Here is a 17,329-nt window from a genome sequence, read left to right on the forward strand (position 1 = left end):
GACGACTGCTTCTGGCAAAAGCGGCCATTCCGAACATCGGCTGCGTCCGGTGCGGGCGTGCTACGAGATCGAGATGATCTCGAGCTCTTGACCGGATGTGCCGACGATATCCCCGACGGCCTTGCCCATCAGAAGCCGCGCCACGGGTGATACGAACGAAATAGAGCCGGCCTTGGGGTCCGCTTCGTCCTCTCCCACGATATGATATTTCTGCACGCGGCCATCGTCGCGCCTGAAGGTCACTGTGCTGCCAAAGGCGACAGTGTCAGTCGACGTCGGATTGGGGATGACCTGAGCCGTCCGAACTCTCGCCGCAAAATAGCGCGCATCACGCAAGGGGGTTGCGGCTTGCCGCCGCCGCTCATTCACGTCCTCGATCTTCTGCGCCGTCTCGTACGCCTCGCGGGCCTGCTGGAACTGAAATTCCAGCGCCTTTAATCCGGCTTCCGTCACAAGGTTCGGATGAAGTGAAATTGGGCGGTCGGGAAGCAGAGTCTCCGACGCGGTTTCGGCACTGTCTTCCTTGCTGAAGGCAACGCTCAAGTCAGAACTCCTTTTAAGCGAGATATGCAAAAACCGGTCGGCGACAAGCGCGCGGACCCGCCAAAGGAACCATAGCCCAACGCTTAGCGATTTTTGCGGATCATATACCGCGGAGCGAGACCAGCGCCATGATCAAGTTACCTCGTGAGTGCGCGCTCGACCGTCGCATCAGGGAGCCGAACTGCCGCAGCCTTGCTCCGGCGGCAGTTCCTCGGCATTGGGGTCGCCCGGCGCCGTCGCCCAGGCCAGTTCAACGAGCGTCACGATCCGCCGACCGGCGCCGTCAAGCTGGCAAACGATGAGGCCCTGCTCCTCGATGTAGGTCAGCAGACGCCGTGCACGGCGCAACGAATGCGAGCCGTAGGCGCGGGCAATCGCTGCATCGCCCGGGCAGGGCCAACCTTCCTTCGCGGCGCGGGCAATCATCATGAAGACGCCCTGCATATCCTCCGGCAGAAGTGAGGCGCGGACCGAGACATCCTGCCAGCCGTCATCCGTTGCCATGTCGGAGCCGAGCCCGGCGCGGGCGCGCGTCAGCATGCGGCGGAAGTCAGCCAGGTCCGGCACGGCCGAACCGAGGCCCTCTATCCGGCAGCGGACCACGAACTCCTGATAAAGGACGCCGATGGCACGAAATCCCGCGTCGGGTTCCGCCATGACGGCACGTAGAATGCGGTCCACCCGCTCACGCCGCTCCGCCAGTTCCTCCGCGCTGAGTGGCTGCTCCACCGCTTCGGGACGGATCTCCAGTGCCGCTGATTTCGCGGCCATCAGCTGGCCGAGGAGATCTGGCGGCGACCGGCGCTGCGGCCGGTTATTCTCGGGCGGCGGCGCTGCCAGGATGATGGCGCGTGCGTCCGGTGTCGCTTCCGGCAGCGGCATCAGGCGCGGGGTCGCGTTGCGCGGCGTGGTCTCCGTTGGACCGATGCGCAGTCCCAGCGGACGGCGTGAGAGGGCCGGTCCCAGCGCCATGAATTGACCGCGCTCCAGATCCCGGAAGGCCTCCGCCTGTCGCCGCTCCATGCCAAGAAGGTCGGCGGCGCGCACCATGTCGATATCCAGAAAGGTTCGGCCCATGAGGAAATTGGACGCTTCGGCCGCGACGTTCTTGGCGAGCTTCGCCAGTCGCTGGGTGGCGATGACCCCCGCAAGCCCGCGTTTGCGGCCACGGCACATCAGGTTCGTCATGGCGCCGAGCGAGAGTTTGCGCGCCTCGTCCGAAACCTCGCCGGCGACCGCCGGCGCGAACAGCTGCGCCTCATCCACCACCACCAGCATCGGGTACCAGTGGTCGCGGGCGACGTCGAAAAGCCCGCCGAGGAAGGCGGCGGCGCGCCGCATCTGGTTCTCGGCGTCGAGCCCCTCGAGATTGAGCACCGTTGAGACGCGATGGATGCGCGCGCGCTCGCCGGCGACCTGCAGGCCCCGCTCGGTATGGTCCTCGGCATCGATCAGGAGGTGTCCGAAACGGTCGGCAAGGGTAACGAAGTCGCCTTCGGGGTCGATGATGGTCTGCTGCACCCAGGGGGCACTCTGCTCCAGCAGCCGGCGCAGCAGATGGGATTTGCCCGAGCCCGAATTGCCCTGCACCAGCAGGCGGGTCGCCAGCAGTTCCTCAAGGTCCAGAGTAGCCGGAGCGCCTGCCGTCGTGTGTCCCATCTCGATTGCAACGGTCATGTCTCGACTCAAAGTCCCCTTGGCGGACGGCGGGCTTAACAACCCGATTGCAGCCCGTCGAGCGCTCATGGCCGGCTACTTCCGTGTTCTCCACGGCTGGTCGAACGCCATCAGCCCGGATGGATGCCGGCCCGCGCCGACAAACGCCCCGGGGTGGACGCGGCGGCCGCGTACATCCCAAGATCGTGCAGTTTTATCGAAAGATGGCTCGCGCTTTTTAGCGGCTTTTAAAGTACGCGTGCATCCTACTTGCCTGGCAGTGCATCGCCTCAGGGACCTGCGAGTTGGTTTGATCACCGACGACATCAGGGGGTCCGGCTGTCATGGATCATGCGCAATTCATCCCGGGACACGCTCCCACGTTTGCTGCAGACGCAGATATCCAATCCATCGACCCAGGTCATGACGCCAAGGGTCTGCAGCGCGATCTGGAGGATCAGCTGAGGCCGGATGTCGACGAGCCAGCAAGTGGTGGTTCCTCTCACCAGGAGATCCCGGCGCGGTCATGGTCCCTAACCCTTCGAAGGGTGCTGAAGGTCGCCATCGGCCTCGCCATCGTTACCGTGTTCGGATGGCTGCCACTCCGGGCCATCTGGCAAACTTCCAGCGTCGAGGCGGTGGTCAACGCCAGGCTCGTAACGCTGAGGTCGCCGATCGACGGCCGAGTGAGCGCGCAGTCCGGCCATCCTACGGCATCGAGCGTGGTGAACGAAGGTGAGGTCATTCTTCGCGTTGTTAACGCGCGAGGAGATCGAGCCCGGTTGGACGATCTAAGGCGACAAATGTCGCGACTGGAGAACGAGCGGCCAAGCCTGGCAGTCAAACTGGCCTCGGCTGAAGCCGCGCAGCAGGATCTCGCCCGGCAGTCCTCCCAGTTCAGGGAAGGGCGCATGCTTCAGCTGGAGGCGCGGATCGCTGAAATACAGTCGGCGATCGAAGCCGCCATGTCGCGACGGGAAGAGGTGACGGCCGCTGTGGAGCGGGCATCGTCGTTGATCAAGTCGGGTAGCGTCTCGACCGTGGAACTCGCAAGGTTGACCCGTGAACAATCGATCGCTCAGCAAACCGAGATCGGCGCCCGCCGAAGGCTTGATGCAGCGAAGGTTGAGCTGACGGCCGCGAAGAACGGCACATATCTGGGCGATAGCTATAATGACCGGCCGAGTTCAGTCCAGCGCGAAGAAGAGATGCGGCAGCGCGCGGGAGATCTCAACGCCGATCTGGCGCATGCGGATGCCGAGATCGCGTGGCTCTCCCACGAGATCGATTCCGAACAGCTGCACTATGTCAGCCGATCGGAAGCAGACATCAAGGCGCCCGTGACTGGCCGGATCTGGGAGATAATGACGTCGCCGGGCGAGGATGTCCGGGCCGGACAGGCGCTGCTGAAGCTGCTTGATTGCAGCGGCGCTGTGGTGACCGCAAACGTCAAAGAAGGCGTCTACAACCGGCTCCAGCTCGGTGATCAGGCGAGTTTTGAGCCGAACGACGGCAGTCCGGCGATCCAGGGGGCGATCGTGAATCTCACTGGCGCGTCTGGTGCGCCGGCGAATCTGGCCATCAATCCCGACCTGCTCAGCAAGGAACCATATCGTGTGACGGTCTCGATGCCCGGCATTGATACCACAGGCAAGGATTGTGCAGTCGGGCGCACAGGAAGGGTCGTATTCAATTACGGTGCGCCATGATCTCAGCGCTCGCGCCAGGCCTGATCGCGCTCGGTGCCTGTCTCGCAATCCTGCCCTGGCTCAGACGCGACAGCACCCTCGCCCGATCGTTGATGACGGGGATGTCGTTTGTCCTGTTGATCCGGTACTTCGCGTGGCGCGTTACCGGGACGTTGCCGCCACCGGGCCTTACTGCCGATTTTCTGGTTGGATTCCCGTTCATGCTGGCGGAGGGGGCCTCGCTTGTTTCCATCAGCTTGTCGCTGCTATTCCTCAGTCGAACGATCGATCGCTCTGCCGACGTGAAGGCTGGATTAAGGCGAGCCGCAGCGGCGGCACCGGCGCCGCTCGTCGACGTCTTCATCTGTACCTACAATGAAGAGAAGTCGATCCTGGAGCGTACGATCATCGGCGCCACAGGGCTGGAATACGGCAACTATCGCGTTTGGGTCCTGGATGACGGACGACGCCTGTGGCTCAAGCGCCTGACTGAAGAACTCGGCTGTAGCTACCTGACCCGCCTGGACAATGCGCACGCCAAAGCCGGTAACATCAATCACGCGCTGCACCACGTGGCAGGTCTGCGCGATAAGCCGCAGTTCGTTTCCATCCTGGATGCCGACTTCGTTCCCATGCCGGATTTCCTCGCGCGCGCGACGAGCTTAATGGAAGACAAATCCGTCGGCGTGGTGCAGACCCCGCAGCATTTCATCAATCCGGATCCGATCCAATCGAATCTCGCTGCCACCGAAGTGTGGCCCGACGAGCAGCGGTTTTTCTTCGACATTCTGATGCCCGCCAAAGACGCCTGGGATGTCGCCTTCTGCTGCGGCACTTCGTCGGTGTTCCGCGTTTCAGGCCTCATGCAGATTGGTGGTTTCCCGACCGAATCGGTGACCGAGGATTATCTCGTCACGCTACGTCTGAAAGAACGTGGCTATCGCACCGTCTATCTGAACGAGAGGCTTACGATCGGGTTGGCGCCCGAAGGACTCAAGGAATACATCACGCAGCGCGGCCGATGGTGTCTCGGGATGATGCAGATCGTCCGCAGCCGAAGCGGACCGTTTTCTCTGCGATCCAACCTCACTTTCATTGATCGGCTTTCACTGGTAGACGCCTTCATGAGCTGGGCCGCAGTTTATGGGGCGAAGGTGTTTGGCCTTGCCGTGCCGTGGCTGTTCCTGCTGTGCGGGATCAAGGCGGTTCACGCCGATCTCTTCGAGCTGTTGAGATACTTCCTGCCTTTCTACGTCTGGTACGCATTCACGATGGCCTGGATTTCCCGTGGCCGTTCGATGGCGATCATGACCGATGTGTCGCAGTACATCGCAGCGCCGGCGGTCCTGAGGGCGGTCGTCACGGGCCTTGTCAAGCCGCGGGGGCACAAGTTCAATGTGACTGCCAAAGGCGGCAACCGCAATCAGAGGTTCGTCGAGTGGCCGCTGCTGGGGCTCTACGGGTCTGCACTGCTCGTAACCTTGCTGTCCATCGCCTATGCCTTCATCCTCAATTTGCGGGGAGAGTACATCGCCTACGGCGGACTGGCGCTCGCCTGGAGTTTGTACAATTGTCTGGTGCTGGCGATCGTGTGTTTCATCTGCATCGAGCAGCCCCGGCGTCGCAAGGCCGAACGCTTCGAGCGCGATGAACCCGTTCTCATTCACCAGGGAGGGACCCCACGGCTGGTTCGCATGGCGGACATCTCGATATTAGGTGCCAGGTTCATCGATCCTGCGCCGCCGCCGGCGGGGACCGTCATCAAATGCAATGTGTACGGCCAGGACGTATCCGCGGCGGTCGTGCGGCGAACCGTCGGCGGTTTTGGCGTTCGATTTGAAGAAACCGTCGCAACGCGAGTTCGGGTCGTACGCGCGTTTTACGCAGGAGAATATGTTCGTGCTTTTCGCGACGTCAGAGCGGTCCCCCTCGGCAGAGCTCTTCTGATGCGCCTGTTTAATTGAATGGAGCTTGTTCTGGTTCGGCGAGCGTAACGCCTGCCGGTGCCGCCCGGCAAACCGCGACCGGGCCACGCCGCTAACCCGGTGCGCCGACCGACGCAAAGAACCCCTCCGGTCCGTCCAGTTCCACCAGCTTCTTCCTGTCGATCAGCCAGAACCGGTTGCCCACCGTCCGCACGAAGCTGCGGTCATGTGAAACCAGCAGACAGCTTGCCTGATGGTCCATCAGTTCGTCTTCCAGCGCTTCCTGTCCCTCGATGTCCAGATGGTTGGTCGGTTCATCCAGCAGATAGAAGTTCGGCTGTGCCAGCCGCAGCAGCAGCATGCCGAGCCGCGCCTTCTGTCCGCCGGAAAGCCGGCCGATCGGGCGGCCCTGCATCTCGATCGAGAGGCCGGATCCCGCCAGCAACGCGCGCGCCCGCTGATCACCGACATCGAAGCGGCGGACGATCGTGTGCATCGGCGTGTCGGCGTCGGAGAGGCAAGCGAGGGCCTGATCACAATAGCCGAGCACCAGCGACTGCGTGACCCTGATGCCGGCATGCGCCGCCTGCGGATTTTCGATGGCTGCGCGCAGCATCGCCACCAGCCGGGTCTTGCCCGCGCCGTTTGCGCCCAGCAGCACGATCCGGTCGCCCTTGCCGATGAACTGCCTGCCGGTCCGAAACAGCAGCCGGCCGTCGGGCGTCTCGACCGCGGCATCCTCCAGCGTGACCAGAACCTTCGCATGCGTTCCGCGATTGGCGAGCCTGATTGTCCCTGCCGATCGCTCGAGATGCGCGGGCTTTGTTGCATCTTCCAGCTTCTCGGCGCGCTGCTTCAACTGCTTCGTCTTCGACAACAAGAGATCGCTGCCGGAGTTGATACCGATATTGTTGAGTTTTGCCGCGCGCTCGCGGAGTTGCTGAGCGGTCTTGAGATCGCGCTGATAGCGCCGCTCGTCCGACGCATCGGCCTCATTGAGCGCGGCGCGCGCCCGTGAATAAGGCAGCGAAAACATCTGCGACTGCTCCGGCCGCAGGAACAGTGTCCGGTTCGTGGTGGCGTCGAGAAAGGCGCGGTCGTGGCTGGAGATGACGACGGGCATGTCGCGCGGCAGCGCGTTCAGCCAATTTTGGAGCCGGCCGATCCGCACGAGGTCGAGATGGTTGGTCGGCTCGTCGAGCAACAGCACGTCGGGCTCGGTCACCAGCACCTGGGCCAGCATGGCAAATCGCTGCCAGCCGCCGCTCAGATGTCGCAGCGGCTGCTGCCGCAGGGCTTCGGGTACAAGGGATTCCAGCACCACGTCGACCCGCCATTGTTCGCTGCGCCGCCGGTCGGCGGAGAGCGTCTCCAGCACGGCCGCGTAGAACGGCCGGTCCAGCAGAACTTCCGGCACATGCTGCTCGACATAGCCGATCGTCAGCCCCCGGGATTTCGTGATTTCGCCTTCGCCCGCCTCCATGGCGCCGGCCATGCAACGCAGCAGGGTGGATTTGCCGCGGCCGTTGGCGGCGACCAGCCCGATCCGGTCGCCGGCATTGACGACGAGGTTCAGCCGGGCAAACAGCGGCGCGCTCAGCGTTACGCCGAGATTTCGGAGTGTGATAAGCGTCATGATCGTTCTCAGGTCTTGCCGGCCGATCGCGACATCCAGCCATCGTCGGATGTCGGTATCAGAGCGCGGCGGGGAAAAGAATGCAGGCGTGGACGCTCGAACGCGAAAACGCTGCATCGCCACGAAGGGCAGACCAGGAACGGTTTGTAAGGGAGCCTCTGGTCAGCCCTGCAAACGCATCTGCAGGGCTTGGACCGGACCACGCTGGCGATAATGCCGGAAAAATGTCGTCATCGCGCGGCCCTCCTTTCCGATTGAGTGGGGGAAAAATAGCCCGCCCTGCGAGGGAGAGCAAGCTGAACTCTCGGTCAGTTCAGTCCGAGAGCGGGAGGTGGTCAACGACCGCGTGCAGCGCCGCGTTGAACTTGTCCGTGGTAACCGCTAAGGCATCATTCCAAATCTTGGGGGAGGAAGCATGGCGGATACCGCACAGCCAACGGCAGTCGCGCTTGACGAGGCGACGGTGGCGTTTCGCGTGGCCGGGGATCGCGTTTACACAGCGGTGGAGCGGGCCAGTCTTTCCGTGGCCCATGGCGAGTTCGTCGCCATCGTCGGCCCGACGGGATGCGGAAAATCCACGTTGCTCAACGTCGCTGCGGGGCTTCTGAAGCCAGCCGCCGGATCGATCAAGATCTTCGACCAGCCGTTGACCGGGCTGAACCGCGATGCCGGCTATCTCTTCCAGGCCGATGCGCTGTTTCCGTGGAAGACCGCGATCGACAACGTCGCCATTGGGCTCGACATCAAGGGCGCGCCGCGCGAGCAGGCGCTGCAGCGGGCGCAGGGCTGGCTCACTTCCGTCGGCCTCGGAGCCTTCGCCAACCGTTATCCGCACATGCTGTCGGGCGGGCAGCGTAAGCGCGTCGGCCTCGCGCAAGTCTTGATCCGCGATCCCAAGATTTTCCTGATGGACGAGCCGTTCGGCCCGCTCGACGCCCAGACCCGGCAGATCATGGGCAATCTGCTGCTGGAATTGTGGAACGCTGACCGCAAGGCGGTGCTGTTCGTCACCCACGATCTCGAAGAGGCGATCGCGCTCGCCGACCGGGTCGTGATCATGTCGGCAGGTCCCTCGGCGCGCATCATCGGCGACTGGCGCGTGACGCTGCCGCGCCCGCGCGACATCTCGGAAGTGCGGATGGAAAAGCAATTCCACGAACTGCACCGCGAAATCTGGAGCGTGCTCAAGGACGAAGTGATGAGGGGTTATGCGCAGTCGACGCTAAGTGCGGAGGTCGGCTGATGTCGCGCCTGACACTGCTGTTCTGGCAATTGATGGTGGCCGTGGTCGCACTCTCGCTGTGGCAGTTCCTCGCCACCGTGCCGGTGTTCGGCCGCATCCTGCTGCCGCCATTCTTCTTCTCCAACCCGGTCGATGTCGGCAGCCAGATCGTCAAATGGTTTTCGTCCGGCGTGATCTGGAAGCATCTGATGATTACGCTGTGGGAGTCGGTGCTGGCTTTCGTGATCGGCTCGGTCGGCGGCGTGCTGGTCGGCTTCTGGTTCGCGCGCCAGCCGCGCGTCGCCGCGGTGTTCGATCCCTACGTCAAGATGGTCAACGCGCTGCCGCGCGTGGTGCTGGCGCCGATCTTCACGCTGTGGCTCGGCCTCGGCATCTGGTCCAAGGTCGCGCTCGGCGTGACGCTGGTGTTCTTCATCGTGTTCTTCAACGTCTATCAGGGCGTCAAGGAGGTCAGCCAAACCGTGCTGGACAACGGCCGCATGCTCGGCATGAGCGAGCGGCAATTGACGCGACATGTGTACTGGCCGTCGGCGCTGTCGTGGATGTTTTCCTCGCTGCACACCTCGGTCGGCTTCGCCGTGGTCGGTGCTGTGGTCGGCGAATATCTGGGATCGGCGGCCGGTCTCGGCTACCTGATCCAGCAGGCCGAAGGCGTGTTCGATGTCGCCGCCGTGTTCGCCGGCATGTTCGTACTATCGGCCTTCGTCATCCTGATCGACATGGGCGTGACGCTGGTGGAGCGGCAGCTTTTGGTCTGGCGGCCGACGGCGGCGGAGGGGCGGGGGTAGGGCTCTCCCACGCTACTCCTCCGCTTAGGTCACGATATCGGATGCCATTCGAAATTGCGGATCCAATTTCACGTCAGCGGTAATCGAGTTGGAAATGAAGCAGTTTGCCTTCACCTCGGCCATGATCGTTCGGGCGGCCGCGATATCGGCCTCGCTGCTCAAGACCACGATTGGCCGAACGTTGACTTCGACAATCCGATACTTGCCGTCGACGTTTGCCAGCAAGCCTTCGGCGGCACTTTCATAGGCCACAAACGCCAGCCTCTTGCTTTGGGCGAACGATACAAACGTCAGCATCATGCAGGCATTCAGCGCGGCGACCAACATTTCTTCGGGAGCCCAGACGCCGGCCTCTCCCTTGAATTCAGGAGGACTGCCGATCTCGATGTCGGGTTTGTCAGGTGCGGACGTCCGGCCGCGGCGAGCGGTGTCCCAGATCAGGTTGTTCCTGTACTGAAAGGACTTGTATGTTTTTCCCGTTGCCACGTGATCCTCCCGGATGACCTTATCGGAGCCCTACTGCTCCCGTCGTCATTGCGAGGCGCGTAGCGACGAAGCAATCCATTCTCCGCTTGCGGCGCTATGGATTGCTTCGCTTCGCTCGCAATGACGGCTGAGGCGCGCGCCCACCCGTCAATTCAGCATCTTGGTATCGTCGGGCGCCTGCGGCGGCGTCTTGATGGCGATGGCCTTGAGGGTGCGGCCGTCCGGCTTGGTGCCGCCATGCGCGGTGCCCTTCGGGATCACGACGAGATCGCCCGGCTTCACCCGCACTTCCTTGTCGCCCAGCCAGATCGTGCCGGTGCCGTCGAGGATGTACTGGATCTCGTTGGTGCTGGGATGCATGTGCTTGCCGACATTGCCGTCCTGGATCGAGATCGTCATGCCGTCGGCGGCCACGAACAGTTTTGAGCGCATTCCGGTGCCCGAAGCCATGCCGAGTGCGTCGCCCTCGAGTTCGCCGGTGTGGATGACCTGCGCGGTGATGTTCTCGGCGGCGATCGCCGGACGGAGCAGGTGGGTGACGCTGCAACCGGCGGCGAAAGCGGCGGCGAGCGACAGCGTGATGGCCAGGCGATTCATGGGCAGTCTCCCCCTGTGTTGATTATTGTAGGAGTGATGCTATGCCGCCGGTCCGCGCTTGGCCAGCTACCACCGATGTCATTCCGGGGCTCGTGCTTCGCACGGCCCGGAATGACGGCGATAGGATAGCTTCTCAACGTCCGCGCGCTGCTCTATCTTGCCGGCCAACAAACGGAGGAACCCATGAAGAAACTGTTCGGCCGGCTGGCCGCTTCGCTGCTGGCGCTGGTGCTGACGACGGGATTTGCCGCAGCGCAAAGCAAGGTCACCGTCGCGATCGGCGGCGGCTCCTGCCTGTGCTACCTGCCGACCGTGCTGGCCAAGCAACTCGGCGAATATGAAAAAGCCGGACTGGCCGTCGAACTGGTCGACCTCAAGGGCGGCTCGGATGCGCTGAAAGCCGTGCTCGGCGGCAGCGCCGACGTGGTGTCGGGCTATTTCGACCACTGCGTCAATCTGGCCGCCAAGAAGCAGGAATTGCAGTCCTTCGTGATCTACGACCGCTATCCCGGTCTGGTGCTTGTCGTGTCGCCCGCGCACACCAATGAGATCAAATCGATCAAGGATCTGGCCGGCAAGAAGGTCGGCGTCAGCGCGCCGGGCTCCTCGACCGATTTCTTCCTGAAGTATCTGCTGAAGAAGAACGGGCTCGATCCCACCAGCGCCGCTGTCATCGGCGTCGGCCTGGGGGCCACCGCCGTAGCGGCGATGCAGCAGGGACAGATCGACGCAGCGGTGATGCTCGATCCCTCCGTCACCGTTTTGCAGGGCAGCCATCCCGATCTGAAGATACTGGCCGACACCCGCACCGAGAAGGACACGCTCGCCGTGTTCGGCGGGGAATATCCCGGCGGCGCGCTCTATACGACCACGGCGTGGATCAAGTCGCACGAGAAGGAAGTGCAGGCGCTGACCACGGCGATCGTCAACACGCTCACCTGGATTCACGCGCATTCGCCGGAAGAGATCATGGCGAAGATGCCCGACGAAATCGTCGGCAAGAACAAGGAGCTTTATCTGGCGGCGCTGAAGAACACGATCCCGATGTATTCGCTGACCGGCAAGATGGATCCCAAGGGCGCGGACGCGGTGCTCGCGGTGTTCAGCGAGGGCTCGCCCGAAGTCGCCAAGGCCAATATCGACGTGACCAAGACCTGGACCAACAAATATGTCGAGCAGGTCAAGAAGACCACCGGCACGAGCGCGAAATAAGGGCTGGACAGGATCGGCGTGATATCAGGCGAAGTCAGGCGATGAGTGACACGAAACCTTTGGTCATTCATCGCGTCAGCGCGCTCGACCTCGTTGTCGAAGCGTGGACGTGGCCGTTTGCCGAAACGCGGCGCGCCGAGATAGCGGCGCATTTCACCGACAAGCAGCGCGAAAAGCCCGCCCTGTGGAACGGCCGCGTCCTGCTCGGGCGCAATCCGGTGTTCGCCGGCGACCGCCTCAGCGCCAGCTATTTCGAAACCGATTTCGCAAGCTTCCTGGCCTGGCGCGACTGGGGCTTTCCCGACGCTTCCGTGTTCAACGGCTTCGGCATGGGCGCGCTCTGTTGCGCCGACGGCGCCTTCGTGCTCGGCGAGATGGGCCAGCACACGTCGAACGCCGGGCGCATTTATTTCCCGTCGGGCACGCCCGACCTCGACGACATCAGGGACGGCACGGTCGACATATCCGGCAGCGTCACGCGCGAGCTCGAGGAAGAAACCGGCCTTGCACCCGGCGAATACGCGAGCGAGCCGCATTGGCACTGCGTCTACACCGGACCAGCATTGGCGATGATCCGCATGCTGCGGGTCGATATGCCTGGTGACGTCGTGCGCGACCGGATCGAGCGAAATCTCGCCGCGCAGCGTCAGCCGGAATTATCCGCTATCCACCTCGTGCGCGGCGCCCGCGATCTCAATTCGGCAATGCCGCGTTTTGTCACGGCGTTCATCGAGGCGCAGCTCGCTTCCCAACCCTGACGCCAGCAATACGCTTGACATCTGGTCGCGCTACCAATGTGATAGGCGCCAACTAATAACAAGAAAACGCAGTGCACAAAAAATAATCCAGGGAGGATTCCATGCCGGGGCGCAAAGCTGCACGCCTGCTCGTTGGGCTGTCCGCCGCAATCGCGGTGCTGGGGATGGCGGTTTCCGCCGAGGCTCAGGAAAAGAAAATCAAGATCGGCGTGATTTATGACCTGACCGGTCCGCTCGCGGGCGGCGGTTCCGAGCTGCAATATATCGGCGCCAAGATCATGCTCGACCAGTACGCCAAGACCGGCGTCGAGGGCTACAAGGTCGAAGCGGTCTACGCCGACGCCCAGAGCAAGCCCGATGTTGCGATTAACGAGGCGGTGCGGCTGATCGAGCAGGAAAAGGTCAACATGCTGCTTGGCTTCTTCTCGTCGGCGCAATGCGTGCCGGTGGCCGCGCGCGTCGAGCAACTCAAGAATTTCATGTGGATCACCACCTGCATTTCTTCCGCGGTGCTCGCCGACAAGAACTTCAAATACGTGTTCCGTCCGCAGGCCTCGGGCGACCAGTTCGGCCTGATGACGATGGATTTCATCGCGCAAAACTCCAAGGAGAAGCTCGGCAAGGAGCCAAAGGATCTGCGCGTCGCCATCATCCACGAGGACGGCGCCTATGGCGTCGACGTGTCGAAGGGCAACGAGGCCGGCGCCAAGAAGGCCGGCTTCAACATCGTGATGAAGGAAGGCTATTCCGCCACCGCGCCCGATCTTTCGGCGCTGGTGACAAAACTGAAGCGCGCGCGGCCCGATGTGATCTTCCACACCGGCTACAACCCCGACATCACTTTGTTCGGGCGCCAGGCGCGCGAGCAGGGCCTGAAATTCGCGGCGCTCGTCGGCCACGGCGCGGGCTATGGCGTGTACGAGAAGCTGAAGGAAGGGCTCGGGGCCGACGTCAACTACGTCTTCAACACCGATCCGATCTCGATCTGGCTCGCCAATCAGAAATCGATGGATCCGAAATTGCCGCCTGTCATCAAGATGGTCGGCGAGGAATTCGACAAGGCCAAGCCCGGCGTTGCGATCCGTTCCGCGCATGTCGGCATGGCGGCGTCGAACACCTACGTCTTCCTCACCGAAGTGCTGCCGCGCGCGATCAAGAAGTATGGCGGCGTCGATCCCGATGCGCTGCGCAAGGCGGCGCTGGAGGTCGACATTCCCGAGGGCGGCACGATGCTCGGTTTCGGCGTCAAGTTCCACGGCGAGGGCAGCCAGATGGCCGGCCAGAACGAGCGCTCGTTCCCGGTGGTCATCCAGTATGTCGACGACAAGTCGTACGTGGTGTGGCCGAAGAGCCAGGCGCAGCGCGAGGCGGTGCTGCCGCTGCCGAAGGGAACCACGTTCAGCAACCAGTAAAAGCCAGCAGACGAGTAAGCGGAGATCTGGCGTGCTGACTGTAGAAGGGTTGGTGAAGCGTTTCGGCGGCTTCACCGCTGTTAACAACGTGTCGTTCCGGGTGGAGCAGGGCGAGATTCTCGGCCTGATCGGCCCGAACGGCTCCGGCAAGAGCACGATCTTCAACATGCTGTCGGGCACGCTGATGCCGACGGCAGGATCGATCGTGTTTGATGGCGCGGAGATCGCGGGCGCCGCCCCGCACCGTATCATCAACAGCGGCATCGGCCGCACCTTCCAGATCCCGCGGCCGTTTCACCGGCTCAGCATGTTCGAGAACGTGGCGCTGGCAGGCTACTACGGCCAGGGCCGCCACAGCCGCGCCAAAGCCGATGAGGCCGCCGAACGCGCGCTTGCCATGGTCGGGCTCTCGACCGATCGCCACGCCAGCGTCGATGGCCTGGGCGCCGCCGGGTTGAAGAAGCTCGAACTGGCAAAGGCGCTCGCCACGGGACCAAAACTTCTGCTCGCCGACGAAAGCCTCGGCGGACTCGACGAGCACGAGATGGATCAGGCCGCCGACATGCTGCGCAAGATCCGCGACGAGCTCGGCATCACCATCATCTGGGTCGAGCACATCATGGGCGTGTTGATGCGGGTGGTCGACCGCGTGATGGTGCTCGATCACGGCGAGAAGATTTCGGAAGGTTTGCCGAGCGCGGTGGCCGGCGATCCCAGGGTGATCGAGGTCTATCTCGGGACCGACGCGGATTCGAGCCAGGCTGCGGCGGCGGAAGCGCGCCGCAAGGCGGGGGTCTGACGCATGCTCGAACTGAAATCGCTCGACGCGGGTTACGGCACCTTCCAGGCATTGTTCGGCGTCAATCTCGAGGTCAAGGCGGGCGAGGCGGTCGGCGTGATCGGTCCCAACGGCGCCGGCAAGACCACGCTGATGCGCGTGATCTCCGGCCTGATCCGTCCCACCAAAGGCGCGATCTCGATGGAAGGCCGCGACGTGCTGGCGACACCGGCGCATCGCATCGTCGATCTCGGCATTGCGCATGTGCCGGAAAACCGCCGGCTGTTTCCGCGGCTCACCGTCGACGATAATCTGAAGATGGGCGCCTATATGCCGGGCGCGCGCGCCAAATATGCGCAGCGTCTGGAATTCGTGTTCGATCTGTTTCCGCGCATGAGGGAACGGCGCAGCCAGATGGCCGGCACCATGTCGGGCGGCGAGCAGCAGATGTGTGCGATCGGCCGCGCGCTGATGTCGGACCCGAAATTGCTTTTGCTTGACGAGCCGTCGGCAGGGCTGGCGCCGGTCGTGGTGCAGCAGGTGTTCGAACTGGTCAAACGTATCCGCGCCAGCGGGCTTACGGTTCTGATCGTCGAGCAGAACGTGCAGCAGGTGCTGAAGGTGGTCGACCGCGCCTATCTGTTGGAGGCCGGCACCATCCGCGCGTCGGGCACGTCGGAAGAGATGATGTCGACCGACACGATCAAGCAAGCCTATCTCGGGGTCTAGCGATGCAGGCGTTTCTCGATATCTTCGACATCTATCTGCTGGAAGCCGTGGTCAACGGCATCCTGCTCGGCGGCGTGCTCGCGCTGTTGGCGCTCGGGCTCAATCTGATCTTCGGCGTCATCGACGTGACCTGGATCTGCTACGCCGAGCTGGTCATGATCGGCATGTACGGCATGTATTACATGGTCCAGGTATTCGGCCTGCCGTACTGGGTTGCCGCGCCGTTTGCGATCCTGCTGGTCGCGGCCCTTGGCGCTGCGCTGCACTATATCGTGATCGCGCCGCTGCTCACCGCGCCGCCGATCAACCAGTTGCTCGCGACCGGCGGCGTGCTGTTCATCCTGCAGAGTTTCGCCACCGTCGCCTTCGGCATCGATTTCCGCAATCTCGGCATCCGCCTGCCGGTGCTGGCGATCGGCGAGATGCATTTCAGCTATTCGCGGCTGCTCGCCTTCGCCGCCGCCTTGGTCGGCATGCTGGCGGTCTATTTCTTCATGAAGCGCACCTATACCGGCACCGCGATCCGCGCCATCTCGCAGGACCGCCAGATCATGTCGCTGATGGGCGTCGATACCAAGCGCATCTATCTCATCACCTCGGCGCTTGGCGGCGCGCTCGCCGGCCTCGCCGCCTGCCTCTTGGTGCTGCAATATGACGTGCATCCCTTTGTCGGGCTGTCGTTCGGGCCGATCACCTTCCTGATCTGCGTGCTCGGCGGCCTCGGCAATTTCGTCGGCGGCTTCATCGCGGCGTTCGTGTTCGCCGAGATCATTTCGCTGGGCGGGCTTTTCTCCGACCTCGAATGGGGTTACGTGCTGGCGTTCGCCTTCTTCATCGTCATGATGTTCATCCGGCCCGCGGGCCTTTTTGCGAGGCGCTCGTGAATCCCCGTCATGCCGCCTGGGCTGTTGGCCTCGCCGCGCTGATCGCGCTGCCCTTCGTCTATCGCGAGCCCTATCACCTGCACATCCTGGTGCTGATCCTGATCTGGTCGTTCGCTTACACCGCGTGGTCGATCATGGGCCGCTTCGGGCTGGTGTCGCTCGGCCATGGCGGCTTCATGGGCGTCGGCGCCTATGTCACCGCGCTATTGTGGAACCATCTCGACGTCTCGCCGTGGATCGGAATTCCCATCAGCATGGTGGCGGCGGGGATACTGGCGCTCATCGTCGCCTATCCCTGTTTTCGTTTCCGCATCACCGGGCATTATTTCGTGCTGGTGACGCTGGCATTATCAGGCATCGTGCTGCAGGTCATTACCGCGACGCGCGACTACACCGGCGGCTCGCTCGGCTACACGCCGAACCGCGCCCGCAGCGGAAGCGGCCTGATGGCGCTGCAGTTCGACGACAAGACCACGTGGTACCTGATCGCGCTCGGCGTCTGGGTGCTGGGGCTATTGGTCTGGCGCTGGGTCGATCGCAGCATGAGCCGCTACGCCATGGAGGCGATCTCGGAGGACGAGGACGCAGCCGCCGCGGCCGGCGTCAACGTCACCGCCGAAAAGCTCAAGATCACGCTGATCTCGGCGCTGATGACGGCGCTCGCCGGCGCGCTGTACTGCCAGTACCAGATGTTCATCTCACCCGACACGGTGAGCGGCATCGCGGTGTCGCTGCAGATGGTGTTTGCCGTCATCGTCGGCGGCCTCTACGTCTCGCTTGGGCCGACGGTGGGCGCCATCATCACCATCCTGCTCGCGGAAATCCTGCGCATCGGCTTCGGCACCAAGGCGGTCGGGTGGGACAATCTCGTCTACGGTGTGCTGCTGGTCATCTTCATCATATTCCTTCCCAAGGGCATTCTTGGTAGCGTTCTCGACCGACTGAAGACGCAACCCAAGAAGACGTGAAGGATTGAGCGAAATGAACGCGGTAT

The 17,329-nt window shown here is 62.9% G+C and carries 16 protein-coding genes; 11 read left to right on the forward strand and 5 right to left on the reverse strand.

The window, feature by feature from the left end; genetic code table 11:
• Positions 1 to 60: 60 nt before the first annotated feature.
• Together greA and V1293_RS32420 are read right to left on the reverse strand one after the other, a co-directional pair.
• Positions 61 to 543, reverse strand: coding sequence for a transcription elongation factor GreA (gene greA, locus V1293_RS32415; protein WP_334515387.1), 483 nt, complete (start codon positions 541 to 543; stop codon positions 61 to 63).
• Between the two features lie 168 nt (positions 544 to 711).
• Positions 712 to 2,220 (reverse strand): ATP-binding protein, encoded by a 1,509-nt coding sequence (locus tag V1293_RS32420; protein WP_334515389.1) that lies wholly within the window; start codon positions 2,218 to 2,220, stop codon positions 712 to 714.
• A gap of 323 nt (positions 2,221 to 2,543) precedes the next feature.
• Here V1293_RS32420 and V1293_RS32425 point away from each other — a divergent pair, with 323 nt between their 5' ends.
• Positions 2,544 to 3,908: an HlyD family secretion protein gene (locus V1293_RS32425; RefSeq protein ID WP_334515390.1), complete on the forward strand. Its 1,365-nt coding sequence runs from the start codon at positions 2,544 to 2,546 to the stop codon at positions 3,906 to 3,908.
• On the forward strand, positions 3,905 to 5,851 hold the full coding sequence (locus tag V1293_RS32430) for a glycosyltransferase (protein WP_334515391.1): 1,947 nt from the start codon (positions 3,905 to 3,907) through the stop codon (positions 5,849 to 5,851). The genes V1293_RS32425 and V1293_RS32430 overlap by 4 nt, the downstream gene beginning before the upstream one ends.
• A gap of 73 nt (positions 5,852 to 5,924) precedes the next feature.
• Here V1293_RS32430 and V1293_RS32435 read toward each other — a convergent pair whose 3' ends face one another.
• Positions 5,925 to 7,448, reverse strand: a complete 1,524-nt coding sequence (locus V1293_RS32435) for an ABC-F family ATP-binding cassette domain-containing protein (RefSeq protein WP_334515394.1) — start codon at positions 7,446 to 7,448, stop codon at positions 5,925 to 5,927.
• Positions 7,449 to 7,863: 415 nt separating this feature from the next.
• On the opposite strand from V1293_RS32435, the gene V1293_RS32440 reads away from it, so the two are divergent.
• On the forward strand, positions 7,864 to 8,691 hold the full coding sequence (locus V1293_RS32440) for an ABC transporter ATP-binding protein (RefSeq protein ID WP_334515396.1): 828 nt from the start codon (positions 7,864 to 7,866) through the stop codon (positions 8,689 to 8,691).
• The gene (locus V1293_RS32445; protein WP_334515398.1) at positions 8,691 to 9,479 is read left to right on the forward strand and encodes an ABC transporter permease; all 789 of its coding nucleotides are present in this window, start codon (positions 8,691 to 8,693) and stop codon (positions 9,477 to 9,479) included. Before V1293_RS32440 ends, V1293_RS32445 begins: the two co-directional genes overlap by 1 nt.
• A gap of 24 nt (positions 9,480 to 9,503) precedes the next feature.
• Here the strand turns inward: V1293_RS32445 and V1293_RS32450 are convergent, their stop codons facing one another.
• Together V1293_RS32450 and V1293_RS32455 are read right to left on the reverse strand one after the other, a co-directional pair.
• Positions 9,504 to 9,965, reverse strand: a complete 462-nt coding sequence (locus tag V1293_RS32450; protein ID WP_334515401.1) for an OsmC family protein — start codon at positions 9,963 to 9,965, stop codon at positions 9,504 to 9,506.
• Positions 9,966 to 10,112: 147 nt separating this feature from the next.
• Complete coding sequence (locus tag V1293_RS32455) at positions 10,113 to 10,562, reverse strand: cupin domain-containing protein (RefSeq protein WP_334515403.1); 450 nt, start codon at positions 10,560 to 10,562, stop codon at positions 10,113 to 10,115.
• 183 nt (positions 10,563 to 10,745) lie between these two features.
• Between V1293_RS32455 and V1293_RS32460 the strand changes: the two genes are divergently transcribed.
• The 7 genes from V1293_RS32460 to V1293_RS32490 all read left to right on the forward strand — a co-directional run bounded on the left by V1293_RS32460 (position 10,746) and on the right by V1293_RS32490 (position 17,303).
• Positions 10,746 to 11,774: an ABC transporter substrate-binding protein gene (locus tag V1293_RS32460; protein ID WP_334515405.1), complete on the forward strand. Its 1,029-nt coding sequence runs from the start codon at positions 10,746 to 10,748 to the stop codon at positions 11,772 to 11,774.
• A 41-nt stretch (positions 11,775 to 11,815) separates the two neighbouring features.
• Positions 11,816 to 12,532, forward strand: a complete 717-nt coding sequence (locus tag V1293_RS32465; protein ID WP_334515407.1) for an NUDIX hydrolase — start codon at positions 11,816 to 11,818, stop codon at positions 12,530 to 12,532.
• A gap of 101 nt (positions 12,533 to 12,633) precedes the next feature.
• Positions 12,634 to 13,944, forward strand: a complete 1,311-nt coding sequence (locus V1293_RS32470; protein WP_334515409.1) for an ABC transporter substrate-binding protein — start codon at positions 12,634 to 12,636, stop codon at positions 13,942 to 13,944.
• 31 nt (positions 13,945 to 13,975) lie between these two features.
• The gene (locus V1293_RS32475) at positions 13,976 to 14,743 is read left to right on the forward strand and encodes an ABC transporter ATP-binding protein (RefSeq protein ID WP_334515411.1); all 768 of its coding nucleotides are present in this window, start codon (positions 13,976 to 13,978) and stop codon (positions 14,741 to 14,743) included.
• A 3-nt stretch (positions 14,744 to 14,746) separates the two neighbouring features.
• Entirely contained in the window at positions 14,747 to 15,451 is a 705-nt protein-coding gene (locus V1293_RS32480; protein WP_334515413.1) for an ABC transporter ATP-binding protein, read from the forward strand.
• 2 nt (positions 15,452 to 15,453) lie between these two features.
• Positions 15,454 to 16,335 (forward strand): branched-chain amino acid ABC transporter permease, encoded by an 882-nt coding sequence (locus tag V1293_RS32485; protein WP_334515416.1) that lies wholly within the window; start codon positions 15,454 to 15,456, stop codon positions 16,333 to 16,335.
• Positions 16,332 to 17,303, forward strand: a complete 972-nt coding sequence (locus V1293_RS32490; RefSeq protein WP_334515417.1) for a branched-chain amino acid ABC transporter permease — start codon at positions 16,332 to 16,334, stop codon at positions 17,301 to 17,303. Before V1293_RS32485 ends, V1293_RS32490 begins: the two co-directional genes overlap by 4 nt.
• Positions 17,304 to 17,329: the final 26 nt, after the last annotated feature.

Source organism: Bradyrhizobium sp. AZCC 1693 (genome assembly GCF_036924745.1).
GTDB lineage: Bacteria > Pseudomonadota > Alphaproteobacteria > Rhizobiales > Xanthobacteraceae > Bradyrhizobium.